At 74.0% G+C, this 26196-nt stretch carries 24 protein-coding genes; 9 read left to right on the forward strand and 15 right to left on the reverse strand.

What is annotated here, in order from left to right:
* Positions 1-16: 16 nt before the first annotated feature.
* Positions 17-1048: an LLM class flavin-dependent oxidoreductase gene (locus COO58_RS11865; RefSeq protein WP_098744987.1), complete on the reverse strand. Its 1032-nt coding sequence runs from the start codon at positions 1046-1048 to the stop codon at positions 17-19.
* On the reverse strand, positions 1041-2090 hold the full coding sequence (locus tag COO58_RS11870) for an LLM class flavin-dependent oxidoreductase (RefSeq protein WP_098744988.1): 1050 nt from the start codon (positions 2088-2090) through the stop codon (positions 1041-1043). The genes COO58_RS11865 and COO58_RS11870 overlap by 8 nt, the downstream gene beginning before the upstream one ends.
* Before the next feature lie 78 nt (positions 2091-2168).
* Here COO58_RS11870 and COO58_RS11875 point away from each other — a divergent pair, with 78 nt between their 5' ends.
* Positions 2169-2690 carry a MarR family winged helix-turn-helix transcriptional regulator gene (locus tag COO58_RS11875; protein ID WP_098744990.1) on the forward strand — a complete coding sequence of 174 codons (522 nt, stop codon included), beginning with the start codon at positions 2169-2171 and terminating at the stop codon, positions 2688-2690.
* Here the strand turns inward: COO58_RS11875 and COO58_RS11880 are convergent.
* The 4 genes from COO58_RS11880 to COO58_RS11895 all read right to left on the reverse strand — a co-directional run bounded on the left by COO58_RS11880 (position 2666) and on the right by COO58_RS11895 (position 6119).
* Positions 2666-3310: a dihydrofolate reductase family protein gene (locus tag COO58_RS11880; RefSeq protein ID WP_098744991.1), complete on the reverse strand. Its 645-nt coding sequence runs from the start codon at positions 3308-3310 to the stop codon at positions 2666-2668. The genes COO58_RS11875 and COO58_RS11880 overlap by 25 nt on opposite strands.
* A 77-nt stretch (positions 3311-3387) precedes the next feature.
* Positions 3388-4506: an FUSC family protein gene (locus COO58_RS11885; RefSeq protein WP_098744993.1), complete on the reverse strand. Its 1119-nt coding sequence runs from the start codon at positions 4504-4506 to the stop codon at positions 3388-3390.
* Positions 4507-4539: 33 nt separating this feature from the next.
* The gene (locus COO58_RS11890; protein WP_091574959.1) at positions 4540-4917 is read right to left on the reverse strand and encodes a sensory rhodopsin transducer; all 378 of its coding nucleotides are present in this window, start codon (positions 4915-4917) and stop codon (positions 4540-4542) included.
* Positions 4914-6119 (reverse strand): D-arabinono-1,4-lactone oxidase, encoded by a 1206-nt coding sequence (locus tag COO58_RS11895; protein ID WP_098744994.1) that lies wholly within the window; start codon positions 6117-6119, stop codon positions 4914-4916. Before COO58_RS11895 ends, COO58_RS11890 begins: the two co-directional genes overlap by 4 nt.
* Before the next feature lie 65 nt (positions 6120-6184).
* On the opposite strand from COO58_RS11895, the gene COO58_RS11900 reads away from it, so the two are divergent.
* Together COO58_RS11900 and COO58_RS11905 are read left to right on the forward strand one after the other, a co-directional pair.
* Positions 6185-7996 carry a glycoside hydrolase family 15 protein gene (locus COO58_RS11900; RefSeq protein WP_098744996.1) on the forward strand — a complete coding sequence of 604 codons (1812 nt, stop codon included), beginning with the start codon at positions 6185-6187 and terminating at the stop codon, positions 7994-7996.
* A 50-nt stretch (positions 7997-8046) separates the two neighbouring features.
* On the forward strand, positions 8047-8784 hold the full coding sequence (locus COO58_RS11905; RefSeq protein WP_091577676.1) for a zf-HC2 domain-containing protein: 738 nt from the start codon (positions 8047-8049) through the stop codon (positions 8782-8784).
* Between the two features lie 72 nt (positions 8785-8856).
* Here COO58_RS11905 and COO58_RS11910 read toward each other — a convergent pair whose 3' ends face one another.
* Together COO58_RS11910 and COO58_RS11915 are read right to left on the reverse strand one after the other, a co-directional pair.
* Positions 8857-9423 (reverse strand): sigma-70 family RNA polymerase sigma factor, encoded by a 567-nt coding sequence (locus COO58_RS11910; RefSeq protein WP_091574970.1) that lies wholly within the window; start codon positions 9421-9423, stop codon positions 8857-8859.
* Positions 9424-9585: 162 nt separating this feature from the next.
* Positions 9586-10059, reverse strand: a complete 474-nt coding sequence (locus COO58_RS11915) for a molybdenum cofactor biosysynthesis protein (protein WP_091574973.1) — start codon at positions 10057-10059, stop codon at positions 9586-9588.
* Between the two features lie 91 nt (positions 10060-10150).
* On the opposite strand from COO58_RS11915, the gene COO58_RS11920 reads away from it, so the two are divergent.
* Positions 10151-11329 carry a hypothetical protein gene (locus tag COO58_RS11920; RefSeq protein WP_141561881.1) on the forward strand — a complete coding sequence of 393 codons (1179 nt, stop codon included), beginning with the start codon at positions 10151-10153 and terminating at the stop codon, positions 11327-11329.
* Positions 11330-11395: 66 nt separating this feature from the next.
* Here the strand turns inward: COO58_RS11920 and COO58_RS11925 are convergent, their stop codons facing one another.
* From COO58_RS11925 to COO58_RS11945, 5 genes are all read right to left on the reverse strand, one after another.
* Complete coding sequence (locus tag COO58_RS11925; protein WP_098744999.1) at positions 11396-12487, reverse strand: NYN domain-containing protein; 1092 nt, start codon at positions 12485-12487, stop codon at positions 11396-11398.
* Between the two features lie 36 nt (positions 12488-12523).
* Complete coding sequence (locus tag COO58_RS11930; RefSeq protein WP_098745000.1) at positions 12524-12751, reverse strand: hypothetical protein; 228 nt, start codon at positions 12749-12751, stop codon at positions 12524-12526.
* Positions 12752-12904: 153 nt separating this feature from the next.
* Complete coding sequence (locus COO58_RS11935; protein ID WP_098745002.1) at positions 12905-14494, reverse strand: DHA2 family efflux MFS transporter permease subunit; 1590 nt, start codon at positions 14492-14494, stop codon at positions 12905-12907.
* 441 nt (positions 14495-14935) lie between these two features.
* Positions 14936-15514 carry a DUF305 domain-containing protein gene (locus COO58_RS11940; protein ID WP_098745003.1) on the reverse strand — a complete coding sequence of 193 codons (579 nt, stop codon included), beginning with the start codon at positions 15512-15514 and terminating at the stop codon, positions 14936-14938.
* Positions 15515-15772: 258 nt separating this feature from the next.
* Positions 15773-16525 carry a lytic polysaccharide monooxygenase gene (locus COO58_RS11945; RefSeq protein ID WP_091574995.1) on the reverse strand — a complete coding sequence of 251 codons (753 nt, stop codon included), beginning with the start codon at positions 16523-16525 and terminating at the stop codon, positions 15773-15775.
* A 256-nt stretch (positions 16526-16781) separates the two neighbouring features.
* On the opposite strand from COO58_RS11945, the gene COO58_RS11950 reads away from it, so the two are divergent.
* Positions 16782-18857 (forward strand): cellulose binding domain-containing protein, encoded by a 2076-nt coding sequence (locus tag COO58_RS11950; protein ID WP_176558794.1) that lies wholly within the window; start codon positions 16782-16784, stop codon positions 18855-18857.
* Positions 18858-18864: 7 nt separating this feature from the next.
* On the opposite strand, the gene COO58_RS11955 is transcribed toward COO58_RS11950, so the two are convergent.
* Both COO58_RS11955 and COO58_RS11960 read right to left on the reverse strand, forming a co-directional pair.
* Entirely contained in the window at positions 18865-19713 is an 849-nt protein-coding gene (locus tag COO58_RS11955; protein ID WP_098745006.1) for a phosphatase PAP2 family protein, read from the reverse strand.
* Positions 19714-19786: 73 nt separating this feature from the next.
* Positions 19787-21427 carry an MDR family MFS transporter gene (locus COO58_RS11960; RefSeq protein WP_091575005.1) on the reverse strand — a complete coding sequence of 547 codons (1641 nt, stop codon included), beginning with the start codon at positions 21425-21427 and terminating at the stop codon, positions 19787-19789.
* 120 nt (positions 21428-21547) lie between these two features.
* On the opposite strand from COO58_RS11960, the gene COO58_RS11965 reads away from it, so the two are divergent.
* From COO58_RS11965 to COO58_RS11980, 4 genes are all read left to right on the forward strand, one after another.
* Entirely contained in the window at positions 21548-22138 is a 591-nt protein-coding gene (locus COO58_RS11965; protein ID WP_091575009.1) for a TetR/AcrR family transcriptional regulator, read from the forward strand.
* Positions 22139-22224: 86 nt separating this feature from the next.
* Positions 22225-23544: a low temperature requirement protein A gene (locus tag COO58_RS11970; RefSeq protein WP_091575012.1), complete on the forward strand. Its 1320-nt coding sequence runs from the start codon at positions 22225-22227 to the stop codon at positions 23542-23544.
* A gap of 37 nt (positions 23545-23581) precedes the next feature.
* Positions 23582-24643 (forward strand): SRPBCC domain-containing protein, encoded by a 1062-nt coding sequence (locus COO58_RS11975; protein WP_098745008.1) that lies wholly within the window; start codon positions 23582-23584, stop codon positions 24641-24643.
* Positions 24644-24794: 151 nt separating this feature from the next.
* Positions 24795-26192 carry a non-reducing end alpha-L-arabinofuranosidase family hydrolase gene (locus tag COO58_RS11980; protein ID WP_091575019.1) on the forward strand — a complete coding sequence of 466 codons (1398 nt, stop codon included), beginning with the start codon at positions 24795-24797 and terminating at the stop codon, positions 26190-26192.
* The last annotated feature ends 4 nt before the right edge of the window (positions 26193-26196 follow it).

The raw sequence follows: 26196 nt of genomic DNA on the forward strand, positions 1-26196 counted from the left end.
TCCTTCCGGGCCGGCGTCAGCCGGCGAGCATGTCGCGGACCAGCGGGATCACCCGGCTGCCGTACAGCTCGACGGCGCGCAGGCGGGCGCTCACCGGCTGGGCGCCGGCGGTGTAGATGAGGTCGAAGCGGCCGACGCCGAGAGCGCGGATCGCGTCGGCCATCCGGCGGGCCACGGTCTCCGGCGAGCCGATGTAGAGGGAGCCGTGCGCCACCTCGGCGTCGAACTCGGTACGCCGGATCGGCGGCCAGCCCCGCAGCTTGCCGATCCGGTCCCGCATGATGCGGTAGTGCGGCCAGAACAGCTCCCTGGCCTCCTCGTCGGTGTCGGCGACGAACCCCGGTGAGTGCATGCCGACCGGGTGGGCGGTGGTGCGGAACTGCTCGGCGGCCCGCCGGTAGAGGTCGAGGTAGGGCGCGAACCGCTCGGGTGAGCCGCCGATGATGGCGAGCATGAGCGGGAAGCCGTAGTGGGCGGTGCGCACCACGGACTGCGGCGAGCCGCCGACCCCCACCCAGGTGCTGAGGCGCCCCGACTCGGTCTTCGGGAAGACGTCGGCGTGCTCCAGCGCGGCGCGCGTCGTGCCGCTCCAGGTGACCGGCTTCTCCTCCAGCAGCTTCGCGAAGAGTTCGATCTTCTCCTCGAACAGCACGTCGTAGTCGCTCAGGTCGTAACCGAACAGCGGGAAGGACTCGGTGAACGAGCCCCGGCCGAGGATGACCTCGGCCCGGCCGTTCGACAGCGCGTCCACGGTCGCGAAGCGTTGGAACACCCGCACCGGGTCGTCCGAGCTGAGCACCGTCACCCCGGAGGCGAGCCGGATCCGGGAGGTACGGGTGGCGATCCCGGCCAGCACGGTCTCCGGGGTCGACACCGAGTACTCCGGCCGGTGGTGCTCGCCGAGGGCGATGACGTCGACGCCCAGGTCGTCGGCGAGCACCGCCTCGTCCACGACCTGCCGGATCGCGGCGGCGTGCGACAGCGGCCGACCGGCGTCGTCCTCCGGCACGTCGCCGAAGGTGTCGAGACCGAACACGAGGTCAGACATGGGTGGGCTCCTTCGCCAGCAGTTCCCGTACCCGCGGGGCGACCTCGCCGCCGAGCAGCTCGATCGTCCGTGCGCGCGCCTTGCGGGGCAGGTGGGTGATGTCGTACTTCAGGTCGAAGCGGCTCAGGCGCAGGTCCCGGGCGGTCGCGGCGATCTTTCGGGCGACCGTCTCGGGCGACCCGACGTAGAGCGCCCCGTGGTCGATCTCGGCCTCGTAGCGCCGGCGGTCCGGCCGGTAGAAGCCGCGTTCCTCGGCGAGCCGGGTCACCACCGGCTGCCAGTACCGCCACCAGGTCTCCACCGCCTCCTCGTCAGTATCGGCGACGAGACCCAGCGAGTGCTGGCCGATCGGCCGCACCGGGTGGCCGGCCCGGGCGAGCGCCCGCCGGTAGAGCTCGACGTGGCCGGCGAACCGCTGCGGGCGTCCGCCGATGACCGCGAGCATCAGGGGTAGGCCGTAGCGGGCGGCGCGGAGCACCGAGTCCGGGCTCCCGCCGACGCCGATCCAGGTCGGGATGCCGCCCGCCGGCATGCGCGGGTGCAGGCGCTGCCCGACCAGCGGCGTCCGTACCGTGCCGCTCCAGGTGACCTGATCGTCGCGCTGGAGCCGGACGAACAGGTCGAGCTTCTCCTCGAACAACCGCTCGTAGTCGGCGAGGTCGTAACCGAACAGGGGGAACGACTCGGTGGCCGACGCCCGGCCGAGGACGATCTGGGCCCGACCGTTCGACACCGCGTCGAGGGTCGAGAACTCGTGGTAGAGCCGGACCGGGTCGTTGGTGCTGAGCACCGTGACCGACGTGCCGAGCCGGATCCGGTCGGTGGCCGTCGCGATCGCGGCCAGCAGCACCGGCGTGGCCGAGTCGGTGTGGCCCTCCCGGTAGTGCTCGCCCACGCTGAACACGTCGAGCCCGACCGACTCGGCCAGCCGGGCCTCCTCGACGAGCAGCCGGACGGTCTCCGCGTCGGACAGGATCCGGTCGCCGTCGGTTGCGACCTCGCCGAACGAGTTGAGCCCCAGGGCGAACGTCTGCGCTGTCATGTCCCCTCCTCCGATGGCGGGCGATTGACATGTCAAACACGGTAGCCTGCGGATTGACATGTCAATTGGAGGAAGAGGATGACGAACACCACACCCCGTCCGGGCCGTGGGCGCCGGCTTCCGAGCCGGGAGGAACTGCGGATCTGGCGCGAATTCGTCGAGACCACGGAGGCGCTCCGGTCCCGGGTCGCATCCCGGCTCCAGGTCGCGTCGTCACTGACACCGGGCGACTACGCCGTGCTGCTGGCGCTCAGCGAGGCCGAGGACCGGCACCTGCGCTCCTCGGAACTGGCCGCCCGGATCGGCTGGGAGCGCAGCCGGCTCTCCCACCACCTGGGGCGGATGGAACGGCGCGGACTCGTCCGCCGCCAGGAGTGCGCCGCCGAGCCGCGCGGGGCGGAGGTCCACCTGACGCCCGCCGGGGCGGCGGCGTTCGGTGCAGCCACCGCCCCGCACCTGCGCGCCATCCGCGAACTCTTCGTCGACGCGCTCACCGCGGACCAGCTCCGGGCCGCCGGCGAGATCGCCGCGGCGCTGCGCGCGCACCTGGACGCCGCACCCGGCGCCCCGGTGCGTCAGTCGACGCGTCCGGCGTCCTGATCGCGGCCGGCCATGTCCCCGGTCGCCGGGGTGCCGTCGGCGAGGCCGTAGCGAAGGTAGACGGTGCCCTTCGGGTTGGCCACCGGCGGCTCGACCAGGGTCACGTTCGTGGGCACCGCTCCCCCGTCGAACACCTTCTTCCCGACGCCGAGCACGATCGGGTGCACCCAGAGGTCGATCCGGTCGAACAGCTTCTCCCGCAGGAGCGTCTGCACCAGGTTCAGGCTGCCGACCACCTTCACGTTCTCGTGCCGGTCCCGGACCTCGCGCACCGCGCCGACCAGGTCCGGGCCGAGCTGCGTCGACCCGGCCCAGGACAGGTCCGGCCGGCCGCGCGAGGCCACGTACTTCGGGATGCGGTTGAACAGCGCGGCGATCCCGTCGTCCGGCCCGCCCTCCTGGTGCGGCCAGTAGGCGGCGAAGATGTCGTACGTCCGGCGGCCGAGCAGCAACGCGTCGGTGCCCTCGTACGCGGCCTGGACCTGCGCCCCGGTGACCTCGTCGATCAGCGGCGCCTGCCAGCCCCCGAACGGGAACCCGACCGGGTCCTCGTCGGGACCGCCCGGCGCCTGCCCGACCAGGTCGAGCGTGGCGAACATTTCGATGTGGATGAGGCCCATGCCTACTCCCGTGCCGTGGTGTGTCGGTCGGACGGTAGACCCGGGCGGACCGGCGAACTCATCGGCGCGCGGCCGAGCTACGGCGCGCGGGCCGCGGCGGCCCGGCGGACCTGCCGGCGGGCCTCGTCGGCCGGCACGCCGGTGGCGCGGAGCACGTCGTTGGCGGCGGTGCGCAACTGGGAGACCACGATGGTGCCGGAGAAGCCGATGTCCTGCCGGCACGCCGCACCGGCGTCACGCACCGCGCGCAGCACCCGCTCCCGGGCGGCGTGCGGTTCCTGGGCGCCGAGGAACTCCCGGTGCAGCAGCCGGATCGCCGTGCCGAAGTGCTCCAGCGCGGCCGGCAGGTCGGCCGGGACCGGCTCCCGGTCACGCAGGGCGGTGCCGACCCGGCGGACCAGGGCCCGGCTGTTGCGGAACGCCCGGTCCAGGTGCTCGGCGCCGTTGCGGTACGCGGCCAGCGCGCGCCGTCGCCGCCAGCGCACCGGGGAGAACCGGACCACCTCGTCGGCGGCGCCGACCACCTCGTCGATCCGGTTCAGCTCGGGTTCGGCGGCGCGCATCCGGGCCAGCACGGCATCCGCCGCGCGGGCGTCGCCGTGGGCCAGCGCCTCCGCCGACGCGGTCATCTCCCGGGCGAACGTGTCCAGCGCCGGGTCGGCGACCCGGCGCACCGTGCGCAGCGGGTTCAGTGGCGCCAGCACCAGCACCACGAGCAGGCCGACAGCGCCGCCCACCAGCGCGTTGATCGTGCGGGGCAGTTCCAGGTCGGGCGAGACCGGGGTGAGCGTGGCGACCAGCACGGCCGTACCGCCGGCCTGGGTGACCAGCGCGCCGGTGCCGCGCACCACCACCGCGGCGCTGACCGCCAGGAAGACGACCGCACCCGTCTGCCAGGGGCCGGTGCCGAGCAGGCGGATCAGCATGTCGCCGACGACGATGCCGAGCACCACCCCGACGACGAGTTCGACGGTGCGCCGGGTCCGGCCACCGAGCGCGGCGGCGATGACACCGACCGCCGCGGCGGGCGCGAACGTCGGGTCCGGGTTGCCCAGCACCTCGCGGGCGATCAGCCAGGCCAACGCGGCGGCCAGGCCCGCCTGGACCGCCACGATGAAGTACGTGCGTACCCGCTGGCGGCTGGCCCGACCGGCCTCGCGGACCCGGTCGCCCAGCCGGTCGGTGGCTTCCCGCATGCGCCGGGGTACCCGCCGCCGCCCGGTCGAACCTCACCCCGGGTACGCCATCGTGCCGGTCAACGCCACCACGCCGGGCAGCCGGGTGTCCTGGCGCAGGAACTGCACCACCACCGGCACCGGGGACCGCAGCACGCAGCCGTACGCCCGGTCCAGCCGCACCGCCTCCGGGTCGATCAGGTCGTTGACCCGCAGGTGCCGGATCCGGCGCGCGCCGACCAGCACCCGGTACGGGCCGACCGGCTCGGCGTCCTCGTAGTAGAAGTCCAGCGTCAGGTCGGCGTCGTGGTCGGTGGTGTTGAGCACGCAGAGCTGGTCGAATCCGGTGAACTCCGGCTCCGGCCCGTGCGCCGGGAACGGCACGTGCCCGCCGGGCACCACCCAGATCCGGGCGCCGACCGGGGCGGTCACGACTCCTCCAGCAGCCGGGCCAGGTCCGGGGTGAGGAACACCCCGTCCGGGTCGAGCCGGCGGCGCACCGCCCGGAAGTCGTCCCAGCGGGGATAGAGGGGGCGCAACTCCCGCGCGCGGAGCCAGTGCTTCTTGCCCCAGTGCGGCCGGCCGCCGTAGTGCCGGAAGACCGCCTCCATGTCCCGGAAGTACTCCTCGTACGGCAGGGAGGTGTTCTGCAGGCAGGCGATGGTGGTGGTGGGACGGCCGTAGGCGTTGCTGAGCCAGATGTCGTCCGGCGCGATGGTGCGCACCAGCACCCGCCAGCCGGCCACCCGGCGGTGCCGCTCGCGGATGCGGCGGCGCACCTCGGCGAAACAGGCCGGGAACGCCTCCGACGGCAGCATGTACTCGATCTCCTCGAAGCGCAGCTCCCGGTTGCGGGGAATGGTGCGGTGAGTGGGCCCGACCTGGCTCTGCCGGGGCTCGCCGTCCGGCCGGCCCGTCCCGGGCCACAACGGCCGCTGGTTGGCCTCGTCGGTCCGGTTGATCACGCGGATCTGGGTCCGGTCGCTGCGCGGATACCAGTAGAAGTCCATGTTGCGGTTGGTGTGCTGAAGTTCGGCGAGGTGGTCCAGGGTCCAGTCCAGGTGCGCGCACCAGGAGCGGCGGTGCAGCTCGTAGCGGGGCTGCACGTCGAGCGTGATCCGGGTGACCACGCCGAGAGCGCCGAGCGAGAGCCGGGCGGCCGGCAGCAGGTGCGGGTTGCGCTCCGCGTCGACGTCCAGCGTGTCGCCGGTGCCGGTGACCAGGCGTACGCCGGTGACCTGGGTGCTCAGGTTGCCGAAACCGAGGCCGGTGCCGTGGGTGCCGGTGGCGGTCGCCCCGGCGATCGACTGGTAGTCGACGTCGCCCAGGTTGTCCATCGCCAGCCCGGCGTCGTAGAGCCCCTCACCGAGCGCCTTGAGCTTGGTGCCGGCCCAGACGGTGGCGAGCCGGCCGTCGTCGGAGATCACCCCGGCCAGCCGGTCCAGGCCGAGCAGGATCCCGTCGGTACGCACCAGCGGGCTGGACGAGTGCCCCGAACCGACCGGCCGCACGGTGGTCCCGGTCTCCCGGGCCTGGCGCACCAGCGCGCGCACCTCGTCCTCGTCGGCCGGTTCGACCCACCGCTGGGGAGTGAAGGACAGGCTGCCGGACCAGTTCACGAACGCGCGTGTCACTCGGCCCCCTCCCCCGGCGGCGGTCGGCGCCCGCTTACCCACGCCCACCCCGGGTAGTCACCGGTGTGCCCTTCCCACCGATCGACGCGTACGCGTTCCTGTCCGACACGCACACCACCGCGCTGGTCGCGCCGGACGGCGCGGTCGAGTGGCTCTGCGTCCCGGACGCGGCGGGCGACGCGCTGCTGGCCCGGCTGCTGGACCGGGACGTCGGTGGCCGGTGCACGCTCACCGTGGCCGGCGCTCCGATGCCCCGGCGTCGCTACCTGCCGGACACGCTGGTGCTGGAGAACCGGTGGTCCGGCCCGGCCGGCGCGGCCGTCGGCGAGGACCTGCTGGCCGTCCGGCCGGGCGCCGTCGACCGCCCGATCCACGCCGAGCGGGTGCTGGTGCGCCGCCTGCGGGTCACCGCCGGCACGCTGCGGGTCCGCGCGGAGCTGACCCCCCGCCCCGGGTACGGCTCACGCCCGGTGCGCTGGCGACGCGACGGACCCGGCTGGCACGCCGAGGGCACCGCGCTGCGGCTGCGGACCGACCTGCCGGTGACCGTCGAGGGCGGCGCCCTGGTCGCCGAGGCGGAGCTGCGCGCCGGGCAGAGCGCCACGCTGCTGCTCGGGTACGCCGACCGGGCACCCGACCCCGCCGACGCGGAGGCGTTGCGGGACCGGACGTGCACCACCTGGCGGGACTGGTCGGCGCGCGGCGACTACCGTGGCTTCGCCGCCGACGCGGTGCGCCACAGCGCCCTGGTGCTGCGCGGCCTGTCGTACGACGAGACCGGCGCGTTGCTGGCCGCCCCGACCACCTCGCTGCCGGAGGAGATCGGCGGCGTGCGCAACTGGGACTACCGCTTCACCTGGCACCGGGACGCGGCGCTGCTGCTGCTCGCGCTGTTCCGGCTCGGGCACGCCGAGGAGGGCCGCCGCTACCTGCGCTTCCTGCTCGGGATCTGCGCCCGGCAGGAGCCGCTCGCCCCGCTGGTCGGCATCCACGGCCACCCCACCGCGGAGCGTGAACTGCCCCACCTGTCCGGCTACGCCGGCTCGGCGCCGGTCCGGGTGGGCAACGGGGCGGCGGAGCAGACCCAGTTCGACACGTACGGGCACGTCCTCGACGCGGCGCTGGCGTACCAGCAGCTCACCGGCGAGCTGACCGAACCGCAGTGGGGACTGCTGCGCCGGCACGTGGAGACGATGGCGCGGCGGTGGCGGGAGCCCGACCACGGGGTGTGGGAGATCCGCGGTCCGTGCCGGCACTACGTCAACTCCAAGGTCATGACCTGGGTCTGCCTGGACCGGGGGATCCGCCTGGCCGGGCTGCTCGGAGACCGGGACGCGCCGGTGGACCGGTGGCGCCGGGAACGCGACGCGCTGCACGCCGAGGTGGTGCGACGGGGCTACGACGAGCGGATCGGCAGCTTCGTCCTCGCGTACGGCTCGACCGAGCTGGACGCCTCGCTCCTGCGCATGCCGCTCGTCGGCTTCCTCCCCGGCGACGATCCCCGGGTCGTCGCCACGGTCGACCGGATCCGCGCCGACCTGGCCGTGGCGCCCGACCTGATCCGGCGGTACCGGGTCGACGACGGGTTGCCGGGCACCGAGGGCGCGTTCCTGCTCTGCTCGTTCGAGCTGGTGTCCGCCCTGGTGCTGGCGGGCCGTCCGGGCGAGGCGCGGGAGATCTTCGACCGGTTGGCCGGCCGGGCCGGACCGCTCGGCCTGCACCCGGAGGAACGCGCGCCGGACGGCACGGCGCTGGGCAACCACCCCCAGGCGTTCACCCACCTGGCGCTGGTCGAGGCGGCGCTGAACCTGGACGCGGCCGGCGACCGGGACGCGCTGCACGCGTGGGCCGAGCGTACGGGCAGCGTGTCGGCCTGATCCGGTACCCCGCCGGGAACCAGACGGCCGGCCCGGACGACTATCCCTACATGGCGTGTGAGCGGTGGCGGGAGATCCTGTCGGCACAGCTGGACGGTGAGGCGTCCCGGTCGGAGACCGAGGCGGCCGAGGCGCACCTGAGCGGCTGTGCCGGCTGCCGGGGCTGGTTCGAGTCGGCCGCCGCGGTCACCCGACGGGCCCGTACGCAGCTGGCCCCTCGGGTGCCCGACCTGGTCGAGGCGGTGCTGGCCGCCGCGCCCCCGCCCCGGCCGAGCCGGCGCCAGCGGGTGGCCCTCGGACTGCGCGGCGCGCTCGGCCTGCTCGGCGCGGTGCAACTGGTGCTCGGCTTGGCGCAGATCGGCCGGGAGGCGGTGGTCGCGCACGCGCACACCTCCGGCCAGCACCTGTGGCACGAGTCGGCGGCGTGGAACGTGGCCGTCGGCGCCGGCTTCCTCTACGTCGCGCTGCGCCGCACCACCCCGTCCGGACTGCTGCCCATGCTCAGCGCGTTCGTCGCCACGCTGGTGCTGCTGTCGGTCAACGACCTGATCACCGGCCAGGTGGCGCTGACCCGGCTGGTCAGCCACGGCTTCCTGCTGGTCGGCTGGGCGGTGATGCTGGTGCTGTCCCGGCCGGGCTGGCGTCCCGGCGACACCCCGCCCGGGCGGGGCCGGTCGACCGGCTCGCGGTGGGCGCTGCGGACCGAGGAGCCGGCCGCGCCGGCCCCGCTGCGGCTGGTGCCGCCCGGCCCGTACACGGCACAGGCCCGCGACCGCCGCGCCGCCTGACCGCGCCCGCGCGGCGGTCACCTGCCACAGGGTCCGGACGGCGGCCGCCCGCCTCCTGGTGAGCCGGCCCGGTCAGCGGGCGCGGCGGTCACGGGCGTCGCCGGCCCAGGCGGCGACCAGGTCCTCGCGGGCGCGGGCGACCCGGGACCGGATGGTGCCGACCGGGCAACCGCACACCTCGGCGGCCTCGGCGTAGGACAGGCCGAGCACCTGGGTGGCGACGAACGCCTCGCGCCGTTCCGGGGCGAGCCCGGCGATGAGCCCGCGCAGCGCCACACCGTCGTCCCCGCCCGCGGTGACCGCCCCGGCCGCCTCGGCGGCGGCCTGCCAGTCCGGCAGCGCCGCCACCCGGGGGCGTACGGTCGCGGCCCGCACGTGGTCCACGGCGACCCGACGCGCGATGGTGAAGACCCAGGTGCGGGCGGAGGACCGGCCGGCGAAGCCGGGCAGGCTGCGCAGCGCGCGCAGGAACGTCTCCTGGGCGAGGTCGTCGGCCTCGGCCGGACCGGCGAGGTGGGCGAGGAACCGCCACACCGGGCCCTGCAACGCCCGGACGAACGCGGCGGCGGCCTGCTGGTCCCCCCGGCCCGCGCGGTGCGCCCAGCGGGTGACCTGTTCGTCGTCGGTGTCCGGGCTCATCCGCGGCCGGCCCGCCGGCCCGAGGTGGTCATGCCCGACGGTACGGATGCCGGCCCGGCTCGGTTCATCCCTGGCGCCCTTCCTGCCACCTCGCCGCCGACCGGACGATCGGTGACCCCGCTGTTGGTCGGCCGGCGGGCGGAGAAAGTTCCCGACCGGCCGTCAGTCGTCGACGGAGACCGTCACCGGCCCGACCCGCAGCACGCCGTCGGTGAGCGGCTCGCACCGGACGCCTCCGCGTCGGCGCATCGCCGTCCAGGTGCCGGGTGCGACCACCACGTCGAGCCAGGCGCACGGCGGGGCGGCCCGGTGCACCCGCAGGCTGACCGGGCCGTCGCCGGAATCCAGGGTCAGCACCCGGCCGACCAGCTCGTCCACCGCGATGCCGCTGGTCAGCACGTTGCGCCGGAGCTGGGCGAGGTCGGCGCCGGCCGGCAGCGACTCCTGCGCGATCAGCGTGACGCTCGCGGTGCGGTGCGCGGGCCGGCCGAAGTAACGGTCACCGACGATGCCCAGGCCGGACCGGATCCGCACCTGCTCGACCAGTTCCCCGGGCGGCGCCGGGGCGGGCCCGTCCGCGGGCCGGCCCAGGTACCGGTGCACCGGCGAGGCCAGCAGTTGCAGGATCCGCGGCATGACCCGATTCTAAGCAAGGGCATACCCCTACCAAAGCGGACGATAGCCACGCTCACGTATCCGCAGCTCAGCGGCACGCGTTGTACCGGGCGTGACGGCGAGACAACCCGGAGCGGTCGGGCCCCACCTGGGGCGCCGGTTGGCCTGGGCGCGGCGCGAGAACGAGCGCCGACGCCGGGCGTACGAGACGGCGGCGCGCGCCTGGCGGCGCCGCGCGGAGCACCTCGACCGGCTGCGGATCGAGGCGGACGCGTTCCACGGGTGCGCCCTGCCCGGCACGGCACTGCCGGTGCCGCTGCACGACGGCGAGGTCGTCTACCGCATCCTGCCCGCCGTCGAACTGGTCGAGGCCACCGCCCGGCACCTGCCCGGGCTGCCCGTGCCCGATCCGGGGCTGGCCGGGCGGCTGGATTCGACCGAGGGGCCCCTGCCGGCCGGGCTGCGGGTGGTCGACAGCGGCGCCGCCGTGGTGACCGACCGCCGGGTGGCCTTCGTCGGGCGGGAGGCCCGGCGCGACTGGTCCCTACGGGACCTGCGTGGACCCGGGCACCACCCGGACCGTCCGGTCACCCTGCTGCACCACGCCGACGGCGGTACGCCGTCCGGGCTGCGGATGCCGGCGGCCGGCGCGCCGAACGCCCGGTTCTACCTCACCCTCGCCCACGCCGACGCGGCCGGGGCGCGGGAGGTCGTCGTCGCCGACGTCGAGGCTCTGGTGGCCGCCCACCGGGCCGCGCGACCACGGCCACCCCGTCCGCTCGGTCCGGCGGACGCGCCGGTCGAGCGGACGCGCCCGCAACGGCTGGTCGCGGCCGGGGTCGCGGCGGCCGCCGTCCTGCTCGGCGCCACCTCGGCCGGCACCTGGCCCGCCACCGCCGAGTCGACGCGTCCGACGGCGGGCGCCGCGTCCGCTCCCGAGGCCACCGTCGCGCCCCGGCCCGACGTCACGGCCCGGCCGGACGCGCCTCCGCCAGAGCCAGCGGTGTCGGTGTCCCGCCGTCCCCGGCCGTCCCCTGTCGTCCCGCGCCCGGATCGCGCCTCGGCTCCGCCCACCTCACCCGCCGCCCGGGTCCCCGCCGTGCCGCTGGCCGGCACCGACGACCCACCGGTCAGCGCATCGCCGAACCCGCCGACGGCCCCCGCGGAACCGAGCCCGGGCACGAGCCCGACCAGCGAGCCGTCCCCCACCGGCAGCCCGAGCCCGCCCGGGGAGCCGAGCCCGAGCGCGACCTCGGTCCCGAGTCCGTCGATGGCGGCGCCCCCCGCATGACCGGCCCCACGCCGCCGAGGTGGTGGCGTCCGGCTCGCGTCGGTGCCGGCGGGCCCGGGGCGGTGGTCAGGGCGCGTGCGGGGTGAGCAGGTAGTCGCCGTCGTCGGGGCTCCACCGCAGCTCCACCGCGCCGGCGGTCGCGGCGGCCTTGCAGAACTGCAGGAAGCTGCGGTAACCGAGCTTCTTCTCGCTGAAGTCCGGTCGGGCCCGCCGCAGCTGGTCCTTCAGGCCGGACAGGGCCACCGCGCCGCCCTCACCGGCGAGGTCGACCACCACCGACCGGAGCAGCGCGAACTCCACCTCCCGGTCGCCCCGCTCGGGCAGCGACACCTCCGGGTCGCCCTTGGCCGGCCCGGGGGCCAGCTCCACCACGTTGTGCCCGGCCAGGTGCCGCAACAGTTCGCCGAAGGTGCGGAACCCGTAGTCGGATTCGCTGAACGTCGGGTCCTTGCGCAACAGGGCCCGCTTGAGCCCGGACGCGGTCACCTCGCCGCCGCCGCTGCCCTGCATGCCGGCCACGGTCTGCACGAGCAGGACGGCGAGCGTGTCGACGTCCCGCGGGGTCTCCTCGGCGGCGGGCGCGGCGTCCAGCGGCGGCTCGGCCACCGGCCCGGCGGGGGCGGTCGACGCCGCCGGCTCGGGACGGGTCGGCCGGGTCCGTCGGCCGGCGGAGGGCGGTACGTCGACCCCCTCCAGCCGGTCGTAGTAGAGGAACTCGTCGCAGGCCGGTGGCAGCAGCGCGGAGGTCGACTTCTCGACCCCGACCCCGATCACCCGCTTGTTGAGTTCGCGCAGCTTGTGCACGAGCGGAGTGAAGTCGCTGTCCCCGGTGCAGATCACGAACGTGGAGATGTAGCCGCGCTCGAAGGCCAGCTCGACCGCGTCCACGGCCATCTTGATGTCGGCCGCGTTCTTGCGGGAGGCGCCCATCCGCTGCGGGATCTCGATCAGCTCGACGTGCGAGCGGGTGAGCATCCGCCGGTCCTCGTCGAAGTACGACCAGTCCGCGTACGCCCGCCGCACCACCACCCGGCCGCGTTCGGCCAGCGCGTCGGCGATGGGACGGAAGTCGAACGGCCTGCCGCCGTGATGGTCGCGTACGCCCAGCGCCAGGTTCTCGTAGTCGAGGAACAGCGCGATCCGGTCTTCCTGATCCACGCCGGTCAGCCTAGCCCGGCCGGGTCACCGGGCCGGTCACCGCCGCCGATCGTCGTGGTAGACGGTCTCCCGGCGGGCCACCCGCTGGATCGCGTAGCTGGTGAGCAGGAGCAGGAGCGCGAGCACCACCTCGACGCCGGCGACCGTGCCGTTGGCGACGGTGAGGCCGAGCAGCAGCAGGATCAGCCCGACCACGGCCAGCAGGCCGGCGAGCAGCAGCCGGTTGCGCCGCCGCGCCGACCGATCGCCGCCGTCCGCGTCCACCGTGCCCGCCTCTCCCCCCGACTCCGCCGCTCCCCCGTCGAGCCTAGGCGCTGCCGGGTCCGCCGGTGGCGGATCCGGGGGTCGACCTCCGGAGACGCCTCCGGGGCCGGACGCCGAGGCGTCCGGCCCCGGACGGACGGGGGTGCGTGCGGATCAGTGGATCGGCACCGGGGTGCGCGGCTGCTCCTCGCCCGCCTCGCCGTCGAGCAGGTGCGACGGCTCGCGGCGGCGGGGCAGGAACGCGGCCGGCACGAAGGTGAGCAGCACCAGGGCGAAGGCGACCCAGAACGTGGTCGCGAACGAGTTGGCCGCGAAGTCGAGGCCGCGCTCGATCAGCGACGGTGGCACCGGGAGCTGCTGGGCCAGCTCGGGCTGCTGCTGCACGCCGATGGCGAGCTGCGCCTCGGTGACCGGGGCGCCGGTGCCCGGGTCGGTCACGCCGGGGATGACCCGCGAGCCGTTCAGCTCGCTGGTGAGGATCACCGACATCACCGCCGCGCCCACCGACCCGCCGATCTGCTGGAGGATGTTCACCAGTGTCGAGCCGCGGGCCACCTCGGCGGCGCTCAGGGTCTTCAGCGCCGACGTCATGATCGGCATCATGGTGCCGCCCATGCCCAGGCCCATCACGAACAGCGAGCCGCAGAGCAGCAGGTAGGACGTGTCGGTGCCGAGCTGGGTGAAGGTGAAGAACCCGGCCGCGATGAGCACCAGCGCGAACGGCACCGTCCGGCCGACCGGCACCCGGTCGGCGAGCATGCCGGCGATCGGCATGGTCAGCATCGCGCCGAGGCCCTGCGGCGCCATCAGCAGGCCGGCGGTCAGGGTCGACTCGCCACGGATCTGCAGGAAGTAGCTCGGGAACAGCAGGCCCGCGCCCATGAACGCGATGATGAAGACGAACAGCGTCACCGCCGCGAGGGTGAGGTTGCGGTTGCGGAACAGCCGCAGGTCGAGCAGCGGGTGCCGCGGGCGGAACGAGTAGAGCACGAAGGAGACCACGAGCGCGGCGCCGACCAGCATGGGCAGCCAGACCTCGGTGTCGGTGACCGTGCCGGCCTCGGGCAGCGAGGAGACTCCGTAGAGGAACAGCGCCAGACCCGGCGAGAGCATCAGCATGCCGAGGAAGTCGAAGGACTCCGACGGCTCGGGGGCGTCCTTCGGCAGGGCCAGCTGGGCGTAGATCAGCGCGACGACGCCGATCGGCAGGTTGATCAGGAAGATCCAGTGCCAGCTCGCGGTGTCGATCAGCCAGCCGCCGAGGATCGGGCCGCCGATCGGGCCGAGCAGCATCGGGATGCCCAGCACGGCCATCAGCCGGCCGATGCGGTGCGGGCCGGCGGCCCGGGTCATGATCGTCATGCCCAGCGGCATGAGCATGCCGCCGCCGAGCCCCTGGACCACGCGCCAGGCGATCAGCTCGCCGATCGAGTCGGCCGTGGCGCAGAGCCCGGAGCCGATGGTGAACAGCGCCAGCGCCACCATGTAGAGGCGTTTGGTGCCGAAGCGGTCGGCGGCCCAGCCGCTGAGCGGGATCACCGTGGCGAGCGCCAGCGTGTAGCCGGTCATGGTCCACGCCACCCGCGCGTACGAGGCGTCGAACTCGCTCTGGAACGTCGGGATGGCCACGCTGACGACGGTCACGTCGAGGATCGACATGATCGCGCCGAGCACGACGACGCCGGCCACCTTGAGCACCGCGGCGTCGAGTTTGTTCGATGTCGCGACGGGTTGCTGGGTCACAGACAGTCTCCTGGTTCCGGTCCGGTCCGAGGGGTGGCGGCGCCGCGCACGGGGCGTGCGGCGGGCCAGGGTCCGGCGAAAGCCTAGTCACGGCCTGCGACATCGCGCGTCCGGTTTTGCCCAGAGGCGAACTCCCCCACCCCCCGCACCCTCCCGCCGCACCCGGCACCGGCCCCCGCCGAGCCGCTTCCTCCGAGAGAAAGACCCCGATCCGCCCCGTTTCGCCACTCCCCCAACCGCTCCCGCCCGCACCCCCGCCCGCCACCCCCGTGACGAACGTCATGCCCCACCCGGCCCCGGCCCGGCTCGGCTCGGCCCGGCCCAGCCCGGCCAGGCTCGGCCCGGCCCGGCCCGGCCCGGCCCGTCGATCTTGGACTTGTGGTCGTTGACAAAGGGCGCATCACCGACATCCGGGGTGCCCCAAGTCCAAGATCGACGAGATCAGCGCCGGGACGCCGGGCGCAGGGTCGCCATGAGGGCCACCTCGGCGGTGCGGGAGCGGTCGATGCGGGCGGCGAGGTCGCGTACCCGAGCACTGGTGCCGGCGGCGACCTGGGCGCGGGCCAGGGCGGCGGCGGTGCGCTGGTGCGCGGCGAGCACGTCGAGCAGCACCCGGTCCACGTCGGCGGCCGAGGCGGCCCGCAGCCGGGCCAGGCCGGCGGCGGCGTCGCTGTGCCCGGTGTGGTCGTGGCGCGCGGCGGCGGCCGCCGCGGACGGGCCGGCCTCGCGCAGCCAGCCGCGCATGGTGGCCAGCTCGTCGGCCTCGGTGGCCCGGACGGCGGAGATCAGAGTGCGGACCTCGGTGTCGGTGACCCGGCCGAGCCCGACGTCGACGATCTCCAGCGTCTGCGCGGTGTGCGCCACCATCATGGCGAGGAAGAGCGCGTCGATGCCGCTGGTCGTGTCGTCCACGGCCGGCGTGGGCCGGGGCGTGGCGGGTGCCGGTGACGAGCCTCCGCAGCCGGCGACGCCCGCGGCGAGCAGGGCGGCCAGCAGGGCGGCGGCGAACGGGCGGCGCATGTCGGTCCTCCGGTCAGGTCGGGTGGTGATGCGCGGACCCCTGATCCGGGCGCGCCGGCCGACCGGGCGGGACCGGACGACCGGGCGACGCCGGTCTGGCACGCGACGTCCGGCCGCGCGCCGGACCGCGCCTCCCCGGCACGCCAGAACCGTCCGGCCCGGCGAGCCGGAGCGGTCCGGCCCGGCGAGCCGGAGCGGTCCGGCGCGACGCGGAGGCGCGGTCCGGCGCGGCCGTGCGGTCCGGCGCGGCGGCGGTGGTCAGACCTGCTGCCAGAGCGCCGGCACGTTCGGCGGCTCCCATCCGGCGATGGCGGTGTGCGCCTGGCGGCAGCGGTAGCCGCGGCCGTCGTAGGTCACCGTGTCGCCGACCTGGTAGGCCCGGCCGGCGGTCCAGGTGCCGCCCGGCACCGGCGAGCCGGTCGGGGTGGGCGTGGGCGACGGCGTGGCGGTCCGGGTCGGTGACGGCGTCGGCGACGGGGTGGGCGTCGGGTTGCCGCCACCGCCGCCGATCTGCAGGTCGACGCAGGAGTAGAACGCGTTGGCGGTGTCGGCGATGTTCCAGACCGCGAGCAGCTTCTGCCGGCCGGTGAAGCCGCCCAGGTTCACCGTGTGCGACACGGTGGCGTCAGGCTGGCGACCGCCGCCGTCGACCACCGCGACCCGGGTGTTGCCGATCCAGTACTCCCAGTTGGCGGTGGAGTGCCGAGCGGTGTTGACCCAGGTGAACGTCACCGTGCTGCCGACCGAGGTGGCCGGCCAGTTGCGGCTGTCGTCGTTGAGCACCGCGAACTGGGCGATGCCGGCGTGGCAGGTCTTCAGCCCCTTGGGGCCCTCGACGCTCTGCGGCTCGTACCTGATCTGGCCGCAGTCGGGCACCCGGTTCTGCGCGCACAGCGCCTGCCGGCTGGGCGGCGAGGAGACGTAGCCGTGGGCCTGAGCCGGCGCGGCGATCGCCAGGGTCGCGGTCACCGCACCGGTGGTGAGCAGCGGAAGAGTGAGTCTTCGACGCATGGTGGCAACTCCTTCGGGGGGAAGGGAAGGTGCCACGAACATAAATTAAACCTTGTTAACAGTAAAGACTCCTGTCTATAAATTAAGCCCTGACGGCTTGAGCGCGCCGCGCGGCCCGTGGAATCCTGATACGTCGATGGCTCACCGCGCGGAGCCGATCACCGTTCCTGGGCATCCGGGCGCCGTCAGGCCCCGGAAGGACGGCACCACCGACCCGGGCACCCACCCGCCGTCCGATCCCACGAAGGACACCCGCATGAGGAGAATCCTGCCGCGCGTGCGCCACTGGACCGCGTACGCGGCCGGTCTGCTGCTCGTCACCACCGCGCTGGCCACCGTCGACCCGCCGGTCGCCGGCGCCGCCGCCGACCCGGTCGCGGTGACCGTCAACGCCCGCGCCGGGCTGGCCACCGTGCCGGACACCGCGCTCGGCGTCAACCACGCCATCTGGGACTCCCAGCTGGGCAGCGCCGAGACGTCCGACCTGCTGAAGGCCGCCGGCGTGAAGATGCTGCGCTACCCCGGCGGCTCGTACGCCGACATCTACCACTGGGAGAACCACACCGCGCCCGGCGGCTACGTCGCGCCGGACACCGACTTCGACACGTTCATGGCGGCGGCCCGGCGCGTCGGCGCCCAGCCGATGATCATCGCGAACTACGGCACCGGCACGCCGGCGGAGGCGGCCGCGTGGGTGCGGTACGCCAACGTCACCAAGGGCTACGGCGCGAGGTGGTGGACCGTCGGCAACGAGAACTACGGCAACGGCCACTACGGATCGGCCTGGGAGGCCGACGACCACCCGGACAAGAGCGCCACCCAGTACGCCCGACTGGTGGTCGAGTACGCCGACGCGATGAAGGCGGTCGACCCGAGCATCAAGGTCGGCGCGGTGCTGACCATGCCCGGCAACTGGCCGGACGGGATCACCGCCGGCGCCGACCCGGGGCCGTGGAACCAGACCGTGCTCTCGATCGCCGGCCCGAAGATCGATTTCGTCGACGTGCACTGGTACCCCGGCGGTACCGCCGCCGAGTCGCTGGCCCGGACCGACCAGCTGCCCGATGCCGCCTGGCTGCTGCGCCAGCAGATCGCCCGGTACGCCGGCCCCGGCGCGGACCGGATCGGGATCAGCCTCACCGAACTGAACGTCGACACCGGCCGCACCACCGCGCCGGGCGCGCTGTTCCTGGCCGACGCCTACAGCGGCCTGCTGGAGCAGGGCGTGTTCACGGTGCAGTGGTGGAACGTGCACAACGGCATCGGCAGCGTCTCCGAGGTGGCCGGGCAGACCGACTACGGCGACTTCGGGCTGCTCTCCAGCGGCGGCTGCACCGCCGACGGCGAGGTGTGCGAGCCGCCGTTCAACACCCCGTTCGCGCCGTACCACGCGCTGTCGATGATGAATCTGTTCGCCCGGGCGGGCGACCAGTTCGTCCGCGCCGGCACCGACCAGCCGCTGGTCACCGCGCACGCGGTGCGCCGGCCGGACGGCAGCCTCGCGGTCCTGCTGGTCAACAAGGACCCGGACACCGCGTACCCGGTGGCGGTGGACTACGCCGGTTTCACCCCGGCGGACGAGGCGCCCACCGTGCACACGCTGACCAACGGCGCGACCGGGGTGAGCACCGGCCGCTCGGGCAGCGCGAGTGCCCGTACGCTGCCGCCGTACTCGCTGACCACGCTCGTGCTGCGACCGGCCTCAGGGTCCGCCGGGCGGCCCGGAGCCCCGGGGCGGCCGACGGCGGGCGCGGTGACCGACCGCGCGGCGACGATCTCGTGGCCGGCGGCGACGCCCGGCGCGACGCCGATCGCCAAGTACGAGGTGTACCGGCAGCGCGGCGCGGTCAGCGAGCAGCTCGGCGAGACCGCCGGCACCTCGCTGAGCGTGGACAACCTCGAACCGGGCGCCCGCTACACGGTCAACGTCCTGGCCCGGGACACCGCGGGCCGGGTGTCGTGGTCCTCGCCGCCGCTCACCTTCGCCACCGGCAGCCCGGCGGCGAGCGCCTGCGCGGTCCGCTTCCATTCCGACACCGACTGGGGCAACGGCTACGTGGCGACCGTCGAGGTGGTCAACACCGGTCCGGACGTCGTCGACGGCTGGACGCTCACCTGGACCTGGCCCACCGGCTGGCAGCAGGTCAGCAGCGGCTGGAACGGCACCTGGACGCAGACCGGGCGGGACGTCCGGGTGACCTCCACCGCCGACAACCGCCGGCTCGCCGCCGACGGCGGGAGCACCAGCGCCGGATTCGTCGGCGCGTACGGCGGGCCGAACGTGCCGCCGGGCGCGTTCCGCCTCAACGGGACGGTCTGCGCCGTCCGCTGAGACGCGGTCAGATCCGACCGGGTGGCCGCAGCCGCACGTCGGCCGTCGCCGGGACCTTCGTGTTCCGGCGACGGCCGGAGCGGCGCGGCGGTGGGACCACGTGCGGGCGCGACGGGCCGGCGGGCGGGGCCGGTGGCGGGGGCGTCGCGGCGGGCCGGGGCAGCACGGCCAGGATCAGCGCGAGCAGGGCCACCGCGACCACCCCGTCCAGCCAGTAGTGGTTGCCGGTGCCGACGACCACGAACGCGGTGATCAGCGGGTGGGCCAGCCAGAGCCGGCGCCACCGCCCGGCGGTGACCGCCACCAGGGCCAGCGCGACCGCCAGCGACCAGCCCACGTGCAGCGACGGCATGGCCGCGTACTGGTTGCTGAGCTGGTCGGTGTCGGGTGGCCCGTAGACGGTCGGGCCGAACCGGCGGCCGGTGTCCACCAGGCCGGTGAGCGTGGTCAGCCGCGGCGGCGCGAGCGGCACGCAGACGTGCAGCACCAGCGCCGCGGCGGTCAGCGCGGCGAGGGCCCGCCGCAGCCGCAGGTAGTGGGCCGGCCGACGTAGGTAGAGCCAGAGCAGGCAGAGCACCGTGGCCGGGAAGTGCACGTAGGCGTAGTAGGAGTTGGCCAGGCGGACCGGCAGCTCGTGCAGCAGCAGCGGCGCCTGCACGACGGCCTCGTCGGGCAGGTGCAGCAGTCGCTCCAGCCACCAGATCCGCTCGCCGTTGGCCCGCGCGGCGGCGGCGTGCCCGGCCACCAGCTGCCGGCCCGCCTTGTAGGCGAGGAAGAGCACGGCGACCAGCGTCAGCTCGCGGGCCGCCCGACGCAGGGCGGCGGCCCGCGCGGGCGCGGTCGACGGGACGTCCACGGCTCCTCCTTCGGTGCCCTGCGGCACGGGCCAGGGCCGCCGCCGGGGTCGGCGACGGCCCTGGGTTGCGGGCTCAGCGACGGGCGCGTTCCTCCCGGCCGCCCGGCTCGATGCTCACCTCGTCGAAGGCGGGCGCACCGTCGACCGCGTCCGCGCCCACCGCCACGGTGCGGCCGGTGTCCGGCAGGTCGAGGCTGGAGCGAAGGGTAACCGGGCGCAGCAACAGCGCCGCCACGACGCCGACGACCGCGATGGCGGCCGAGATGAGGAAGATGTGCCCGGTCGCGTCCCCGTAGGCGGCCCGGACGATCTGCCGTACCGGCTCGGGCAGCGCGTCGAGGTTGAGCGTGCTGCCGCCGCCCCCGCCGGTGGTGGGGATGCCGGCGGCGGCGAGGTCGTGGGTGATCCGGTCGCTGACCCGCCGGGCCAGCACCGCGCCGAGCACCGACACGCCGATGGTGCCGCCGAGCGAGCGGAAGAAGGCGACGCTGGCGCTGGCCGCGCCGATGTCGGAGAGCGCGACGGTGTTCTGCACCGCGAGCACCAGGTTCTGCATGGTCATGCCGACCCCGACGCCGACGACGAACATGGCGACCCCGACCAGGACCAGCGAGGTCTCGTGGTCGACGGTGCCGAGCAGCGCGAAGCCGGCGACCAGCACGATCGAGCCGAAGACGATGTACGGCTTGATCCGACCGGACGTGGTGATCATCCGTCCGGCCACGATCGAGGAGATCAGCACGCCGGCCATCATCGGGATGGTGAGCAGGCCGGCCTCGGTCGGGCTGTAGCCGCGGCCGATCTGGAAGTACTGACCGAGGAAGACCGCGCCGCCGAACATCGCCATGCCGACCGCGAGGCTGCCGAGGATGGCCAGGGCGGTGGTGCGCTCGCGGACGATGTGCAGCGGCACCACCGGCTCGGCGGCCCGCGACTCCACCCACACGGCCAGCGCGAGCAGCAGCGCCGCTCCGCCGACCATGGCGCCGGTCTGCCAGGAGAGCCAGGCGAACGAGTCGTCGACGAAGGAGATCCAGATCAGCAGCACGCTGACCCCGGCCGCGATGAGGGTGGCGCCCAGGTAGTCGATCTTCACGTTCCGCCGGCGCACGGTGGGCAGGTTCAGGGTGACCTGGAGCAGGAACAGCGCGATGATCGCGACCGGCACGCCGACGAAGAAGCACCAGCGCCAGCCGAGCCAGGAGGTGTCGACGATGAGGCCGCCGAGCAGCGGCCCGCCGACCGTGGCGAGCGCCATCACGCCACCGAGGTAGCCGTTGTAGCGGCCCCGCTCGCGCGGCGGGATCATCGCCGCGATGGCGACCTGGACCAGCGCCTGAAGTCCGCCGACGCCGATGCCCTGGAAGGCGCGGGCGGCGATGAGCTGCCCGGCGCTCTGCGCGAAGCCGGCGGCGACCGAGCCGGCCAGGAAGACCACGATGGCGACCTGGATCAGCAGCTTCTTGTTGAACAGGTCGGCGAGCTTGCCCCAGATCGGGGTGGTCGCGGTGGCGGTGAGCAGGGTGGCGGTGACCACCCAGGTGTACTGGGTCTGCGAGCCGTTGAGCGCTCCGATGATCTTCGGCAGGGCGGTGGAGACCACGGTGCTGCTCAGCATGGCCACGAAGAGCACCAGCAGCAGCCCGCTGAGTGCCTCCAGCGTCTGCCGCCGGCTCATGGGCGCGGCCTCGGCCGTCGCGGTGGGTGCGCTCATCGCGCGTCCTCCAGGTGTGTCGATTCGGGGGGCCGCTTCGTTGCCTCAAGCAATCATCAACAGATCTTGCCCAACAGGCAACTTTGCCCATTGAGAAAAGGATCACGTACGCTGGCCGCCATGGACGAGTGCACCGGGCTGCGCGAGCGCAAGAAGGCGGCGACCCGCCTGGCGCTGCACGAGGCGGCCCTGCGCCTGGCCGTCGAGCACGGCCCGGACCGGGTCACGGTCGAGGCCATCGCCGACGCGGCCAACGTCTCCCGGCGCACGTTCTCCAACTACTTCTCCGGCAAGGAGGAGGCGCTCTTCCACGGCGACACGCTGCGACTGCGCCGGCTGCTCGAACTGGTCGCGCGGCAGCCGACCGACCTGCCGCCCTGGCGGGCGCTGACCGAGGCCGCTCTGGCCCAGGCGGACGAGGGCTACGACGATCCGGCCGAGCCGTGGCTGAGCCGCCGACGGCTGCTGCACGGGCATCCGAGCCTGGTCGCCCACCAGGTCGGCGCGTACGCGGCGATCGAGCGGGAGCTGTCCGCGGAGATCGCCCGCCGGCTCACCGGTCCGGACGCGCCGCTGCGGGCCCGGGTCCTGGGCGCCACGTTCCTGGCCACCCTGCGCGTCGCCGCCCAGCAGTGGATCGAGCACCCGGACGAACCGCTGCGCGCCGTGCTGTCCACCGTCCTCGCCCACGCCACCCCGGCGACCGGCTGAGCCACGCCCCAGCCGCCCCGGTGGCGGACGAGGGAATGCGTGGCGATTCCGGCACGCCGTCTGACCTGCGCTGACACACTCGGCCGGTGGGTGGCGGCGACCGGTGGCGCAAGGGGCTCGGGCCCGCGGCCCGCGTCGCCCCGGCCACCCGGGTGGACAAGTTCGAGATCTTCTTCGACCTCGTCTTCGTCGTGTCCTTCTTCATCATCACGCGCGCCACCGCGGCGAACGTGACCGTGCGGGAACTGCTGCACGCGCTGCTGGTACTCGCCGTGCTCTGGTGGTGCTGGGTGGTGCACAGCGCGGTCGCCGCCCGGCTGCGTCTGGGCGAGGGCTTCGTGCCGATCCTCATGGTGATCGGCATGGTCGCGTTGTTCACGTTCGCGCTGGCGCTGCCCCAGACCTTCGGCGACCTGCGTCAGGGCAGCGCCGGCCCGATGCTGGTGACGGTCAGCTACGTGGTGATCCGGATCGTGCACACGGCGCTCTACTGGTACGCCACCCGGGGCGACCCACCGGCGCGGCGCAAGGTGTGGGTGTTCGCGCCGGAGGTGCTGCTCTCGACCTCCCTGCTGCTGGTGGCAGCGCTGCTGCCGCCGCGGGTCGACCCGGAGGTCGGACCCTGGCTGCGCGACGGACTCTGGATCGCGGTCGTGGTCATCCAGTACAGCAGCGGCCTGCTGGCCGGCACCGACGGCTGGAAGATCACCTCCGCCGAGCACTGGACCGAGCGGTACGACCTGATCCTGATCATCGCGCTGGGTGAGTCGGTCATCTCGGTCGGTGTCGGCGGCAACCTGCTCGGCAAGGCGGTGACCTGGCCGGCCATCCCGGCGGCGATCTTCGGGATCCTGTTCGTCGCGGCGCTCTGGTGGGCGCACTTCGACATGATCGGGCCGGCCGCCCGGATCGCGTTGCACGCGGCGCAGGGCCACCCCCGGGTGGCGATGGCCCGCGACGCGTACGCCTACCTCTACCTGCCCATGATCGCCGGGGTGATCCTGTTCGCGATCGGCGCCGAGGAGCTGGTGCGGACCGTCACCGACCCGGTGGGCGGCAGCATGGAGCGGGGTCACGGGCCGGCGGTGCCGCTGCTCTTCGGCGGGGTGATGATCTACTTCGCCGCGAACATGGCGTTCCAGTGGCGCACGCTGCGGACCCTGTCCTGGACCCGGGTCGGCGCGCTGGCCGCGCTCGCGGTCGCGCTGCCCTTCGGTCGGCACCTGCCGGCACTGGGGGCGCTGGGTCTGCTCACCGTGATCTGCGTGGCCCTGGTCGCGGTCGAACTGGTGGTGTTCGCCGACGCCCGGGCCGCGCTGCGGCGCACGGTCCACCAGGAGAAGATCAGCGCGGAGGAGAGCGAGGCCGCCTGGCGGGCGCGCTGGCACGACGGCAGGTCGGAGTGACCTGACACGTTCTTGACTCAGGCCCTAGAGTCTCCGCGTGATCGAGATCGCCACCGAGGTCGACCTGTTCCACCCGCCCGCCCGGATCTGGCGGGCGCTGACGGAACAGGCGCTGCTGGCCAAGTGGTTCGTCGAGAGCACCCCGCAGGCCGACCGCTGGGTGCTGGCGTCCGCGGCGCTGCCCGGTTACGACGCCGACACCGAGGTGGAGGTGGTCGAGCTGCGGACCCCGGAACGGCTGGTGGTCCGCTGCCGGGAGGCCGACCGGGCCACCCGCCTGGCCTGCGATCTGACCGCCACCGCGCACGGCACCCGCCTCTCCGTGCGCGAGGTGCTGGAGGAGGGCGACTGGGACGCCGACGCCCGCGCCGAGCAGCACGAGCAGGCGCTGACCGGGCGTCTGCCGGCGATCCTCGACTGGCTCGCCTTTCAGGCTGTCGACCTGCGCCGGGCCGAGGGCGGGCTGACCGCCGAGCTGCCGGTGGTCCGGCTGCTGGGCGAGGCGTCGGGCCGGTCCCGGCGACGTCGCACGCTGGTGGCCGCCGGCGTGGTGACGGTGCTCGCCGGCGTCGCCGGGGCGGTGCTGTGGGCGGTGCGGCCCACGCCTCCCGCGCCGGCCGCGCCCGCGGTGTCCGCGCCGCCGCTGGTCATGCCCTCCCCCACCGCCGCCTCCGCGCGCCCCACGAGCGCCCGACCCACGCCGAGCGCCAGCCGCCGGAGTCCCTCACCGTCGCCGTCCGCGTCCCGCTCCCCCAGCCGTACGCCGAGCCCTGCGCCACCGGCCGTGATCCCGCTGACCGCGACGTACGAGACGGTCAACGACCGGGTCTTCGGCTACCGGGGCGAGGTGGTGCTGGCCAACCCCGGCCCGACGGCCCGGCCGCAGTGGACGGTGACCGTGGCGCTCGGCGACGGCGCCACGCTGGGCTCGGTCAGCGGTGCCGAGGCGGCGCAGGACGGCGCCGTGGTCACGTTCACCGGCGACGCGCTGCCGGCCGGCGGTTCGACCACCATCCGCTTCGACGTCCGCGATCCCGACCCTCTGCACGACGGCCCGGAGAGCTGCGCGGTTGACACCACCCCCTGCGCCACCTCCTGACCGCACGCATCGATCGACGTCATGTCATCGACGTTCACCCATTGAGCCGATGGGAGCGCTCCCGTAGCATGGGCGAACGCGGCTGTTAACGCTCACAACACAATTACCCCGACGAATGCGTGGAGCCGCCACCACCACAGGAGGGTCCATCATGCCCCGATCGAGAACGGTCAATGCCGCAGTGGCGTCAGCCGGCGCCGTGCTGCTCGCGTCCACGGGAATCGCCGTGGCACTGCCGGCCGGCGCGGCCGCCGCCGGCTGCTCCGTGGCCTACACCGTCCCGTCCCAGTGGCAGGGCGGCTTCGGCGCCAACGTCACCATCACCAACCTCGGCGACCCCGTGTCGAGCTGGACGCTCACCTGGTCCTACGCCGCCGGCCAGACCGTCACCCAGGCCTGGAACGCCACCGTCACCCAGAACGGCGCCGCCGTCACCGCCCGCAACGTCGCCTACAACGGCTCCATCCCCACCAACGGCACCACCTCGTTCGGCTTCAACGGCGCCTGGACCAGCAGCAACCCCACCCCCACCAGCTTCGCCCTCAACGGCGTCACCTGCACCGGCGGCACCACCACCCCGACCACATCACCCACCACCTCGCCGACCGCCTCGCCGACGCCGACGACGACGCCACCCGGCACGTGCAACCTGCCGTCGAGTTACCGCTGGAGTTCGACCGGTCCGTTGGCGAACCCGCGGTCGGGTTGGGTGTCGTTGAAGGACTTCACGGTCGCTCCGTACAACGGTCGGCATCTGGTCTACGCGACGACGCACGACTACGGGTCGTCGTGGGGGTCGATGAACTTCGGGTTGTTCAGCAACTGGTCGGAGATGGCCTCGGCGAGTCAGAACGCCATGTCGCAGGGCACCGTCGCGCCGACGTTGTTCTACTTCGCTCCGCGCAGCATCTGGGTCCTGGCCTACCAGTGGGGTCCGACCGCGTTCTCCTACAAGACCTCGAGCGACCCGACCAACCCCAACGGCTGGTCGTCGGCGCAGCCGCTGTTCACCGGCAGCATCTCCGGCTCCGGCACCGGCCCGATCGACCAGACGCTGATCGCCGACGAGCAGAACATGTACCTGTTCTTCGCCGGTGACAACGGCAAGATCTACCGGGCCAGCATGCCGATCGGGAACTTCCCCGGCAGCTTCGGCTCGACCTACACCACGATCATGAGCGACTCGACGAACAACCTCTTCGAAGCCGTCCAGGTCTACAAACTGCAGGGCCAGACCCGCTACCTGATGATCGTCGAGGCGATCGGGGCGCAGGGCCGCTACTTCCGCTCCTTCACCGCGACCAGCCTCAACGGCTCCTGGACCCCGCAGGCGGCGACCGAGAGCAACCCGTTCGCCGGTAAGGCCAACAGCGGCGCCACCTGGACCAACGACATCAGCCACGGCGAGCTGATCCGCACCAGCGCCGACCAGACCTTCACCGTCGACCCCTGCAACCTGCAACTGCTCTACCAGGGCCGCGCCACCAACTCCGGCGGCGACTACGGCCTGCTGCCCTACCGCCCCGGCCTGCTCACCCTCCAACGCTGACGGT

The organism is Micromonospora sp. WMMA1996 (genome assembly GCF_002573675.1).
Lineage (GTDB): Bacteria > Actinomycetota > Actinomycetes > Mycobacteriales > Micromonosporaceae > Micromonospora > Micromonospora sediminicola.

Coding starts and splice junctions, on each gene's coding strand:
- COO58_RS11950 (WP_176558794.1), top strand. CDS start 16,782: ATGAGGAGAATCCTGCCGCGCGTGCGCCACTGGACCGCGTACGCGGCC.
- COO58_RS11980 (WP_091575019.1), top strand. CDS start 24,795: ATGCCCCGATCGAGAACGGTCAATGCCGCAGTGGCGTCAGCCGGCGCC.
- COO58_RS11880 (WP_098744991.1), bottom strand. CDS start 3,310: ATGGGCCTCATCCACATCGAAATGTTCGCCACGCTCGACCTGGTCGGG.
- COO58_RS11870 (WP_098744988.1), bottom strand. CDS start 2,090: ATGACAGCGCAGACGTTCGCCCTGGGGCTCAACTCGTTCGGCGAGGTC.
- COO58_RS11965 (WP_091575009.1), top strand. CDS start 21,548: ATGGACGAGTGCACCGGGCTGCGCGAGCGCAAGAAGGCGGCGACCCGC.
- COO58_RS11905 (WP_091577676.1), top strand. CDS start 8,047: ATGGCGTGTGAGCGGTGGCGGGAGATCCTGTCGGCACAGCTGGACGGT.
- COO58_RS11865 (WP_098744987.1), bottom strand. CDS start 1,048: ATGTCTGACCTCGTGTTCGGTCTCGACACCTTCGGCGACGTGCCGGAG.
- COO58_RS11960 (WP_091575005.1), bottom strand. CDS start 21,427: ATGAGCGCACCCACCGCGACGGCCGAGGCCGCGCCCATGAGCCGGCGG.
- COO58_RS11915 (WP_091574973.1), bottom strand. CDS start 10,059: ATGCCGCGGATCCTGCAACTGCTGGCCTCGCCGGTGCACCGGTACCTG.
- COO58_RS11910 (WP_091574970.1), bottom strand. CDS start 9,423: ATGAGCCCGGACACCGACGACGAACAGGTCACCCGCTGGGCGCACCGC.
- COO58_RS11945 (WP_091574995.1), bottom strand. CDS start 16,525: ATGCGTCGAAGACTCACTCTTCCGCTGCTCACCACCGGTGCGGTGACC.
- COO58_RS11875 (WP_098744990.1), top strand. CDS start 2,169: ATGACGAACACCACACCCCGTCCGGGCCGTGGGCGCCGGCTTCCGAGC.
- COO58_RS11940 (WP_098745003.1), bottom strand. CDS start 15,514: ATGCGCCGCCCGTTCGCCGCCGCCCTGCTGGCCGCCCTGCTCGCCGCG.
- COO58_RS11885 (WP_098744993.1), bottom strand. CDS start 4,506: ATGCGGGAAGCCACCGACCGGCTGGGCGACCGGGTCCGCGAGGCCGGT.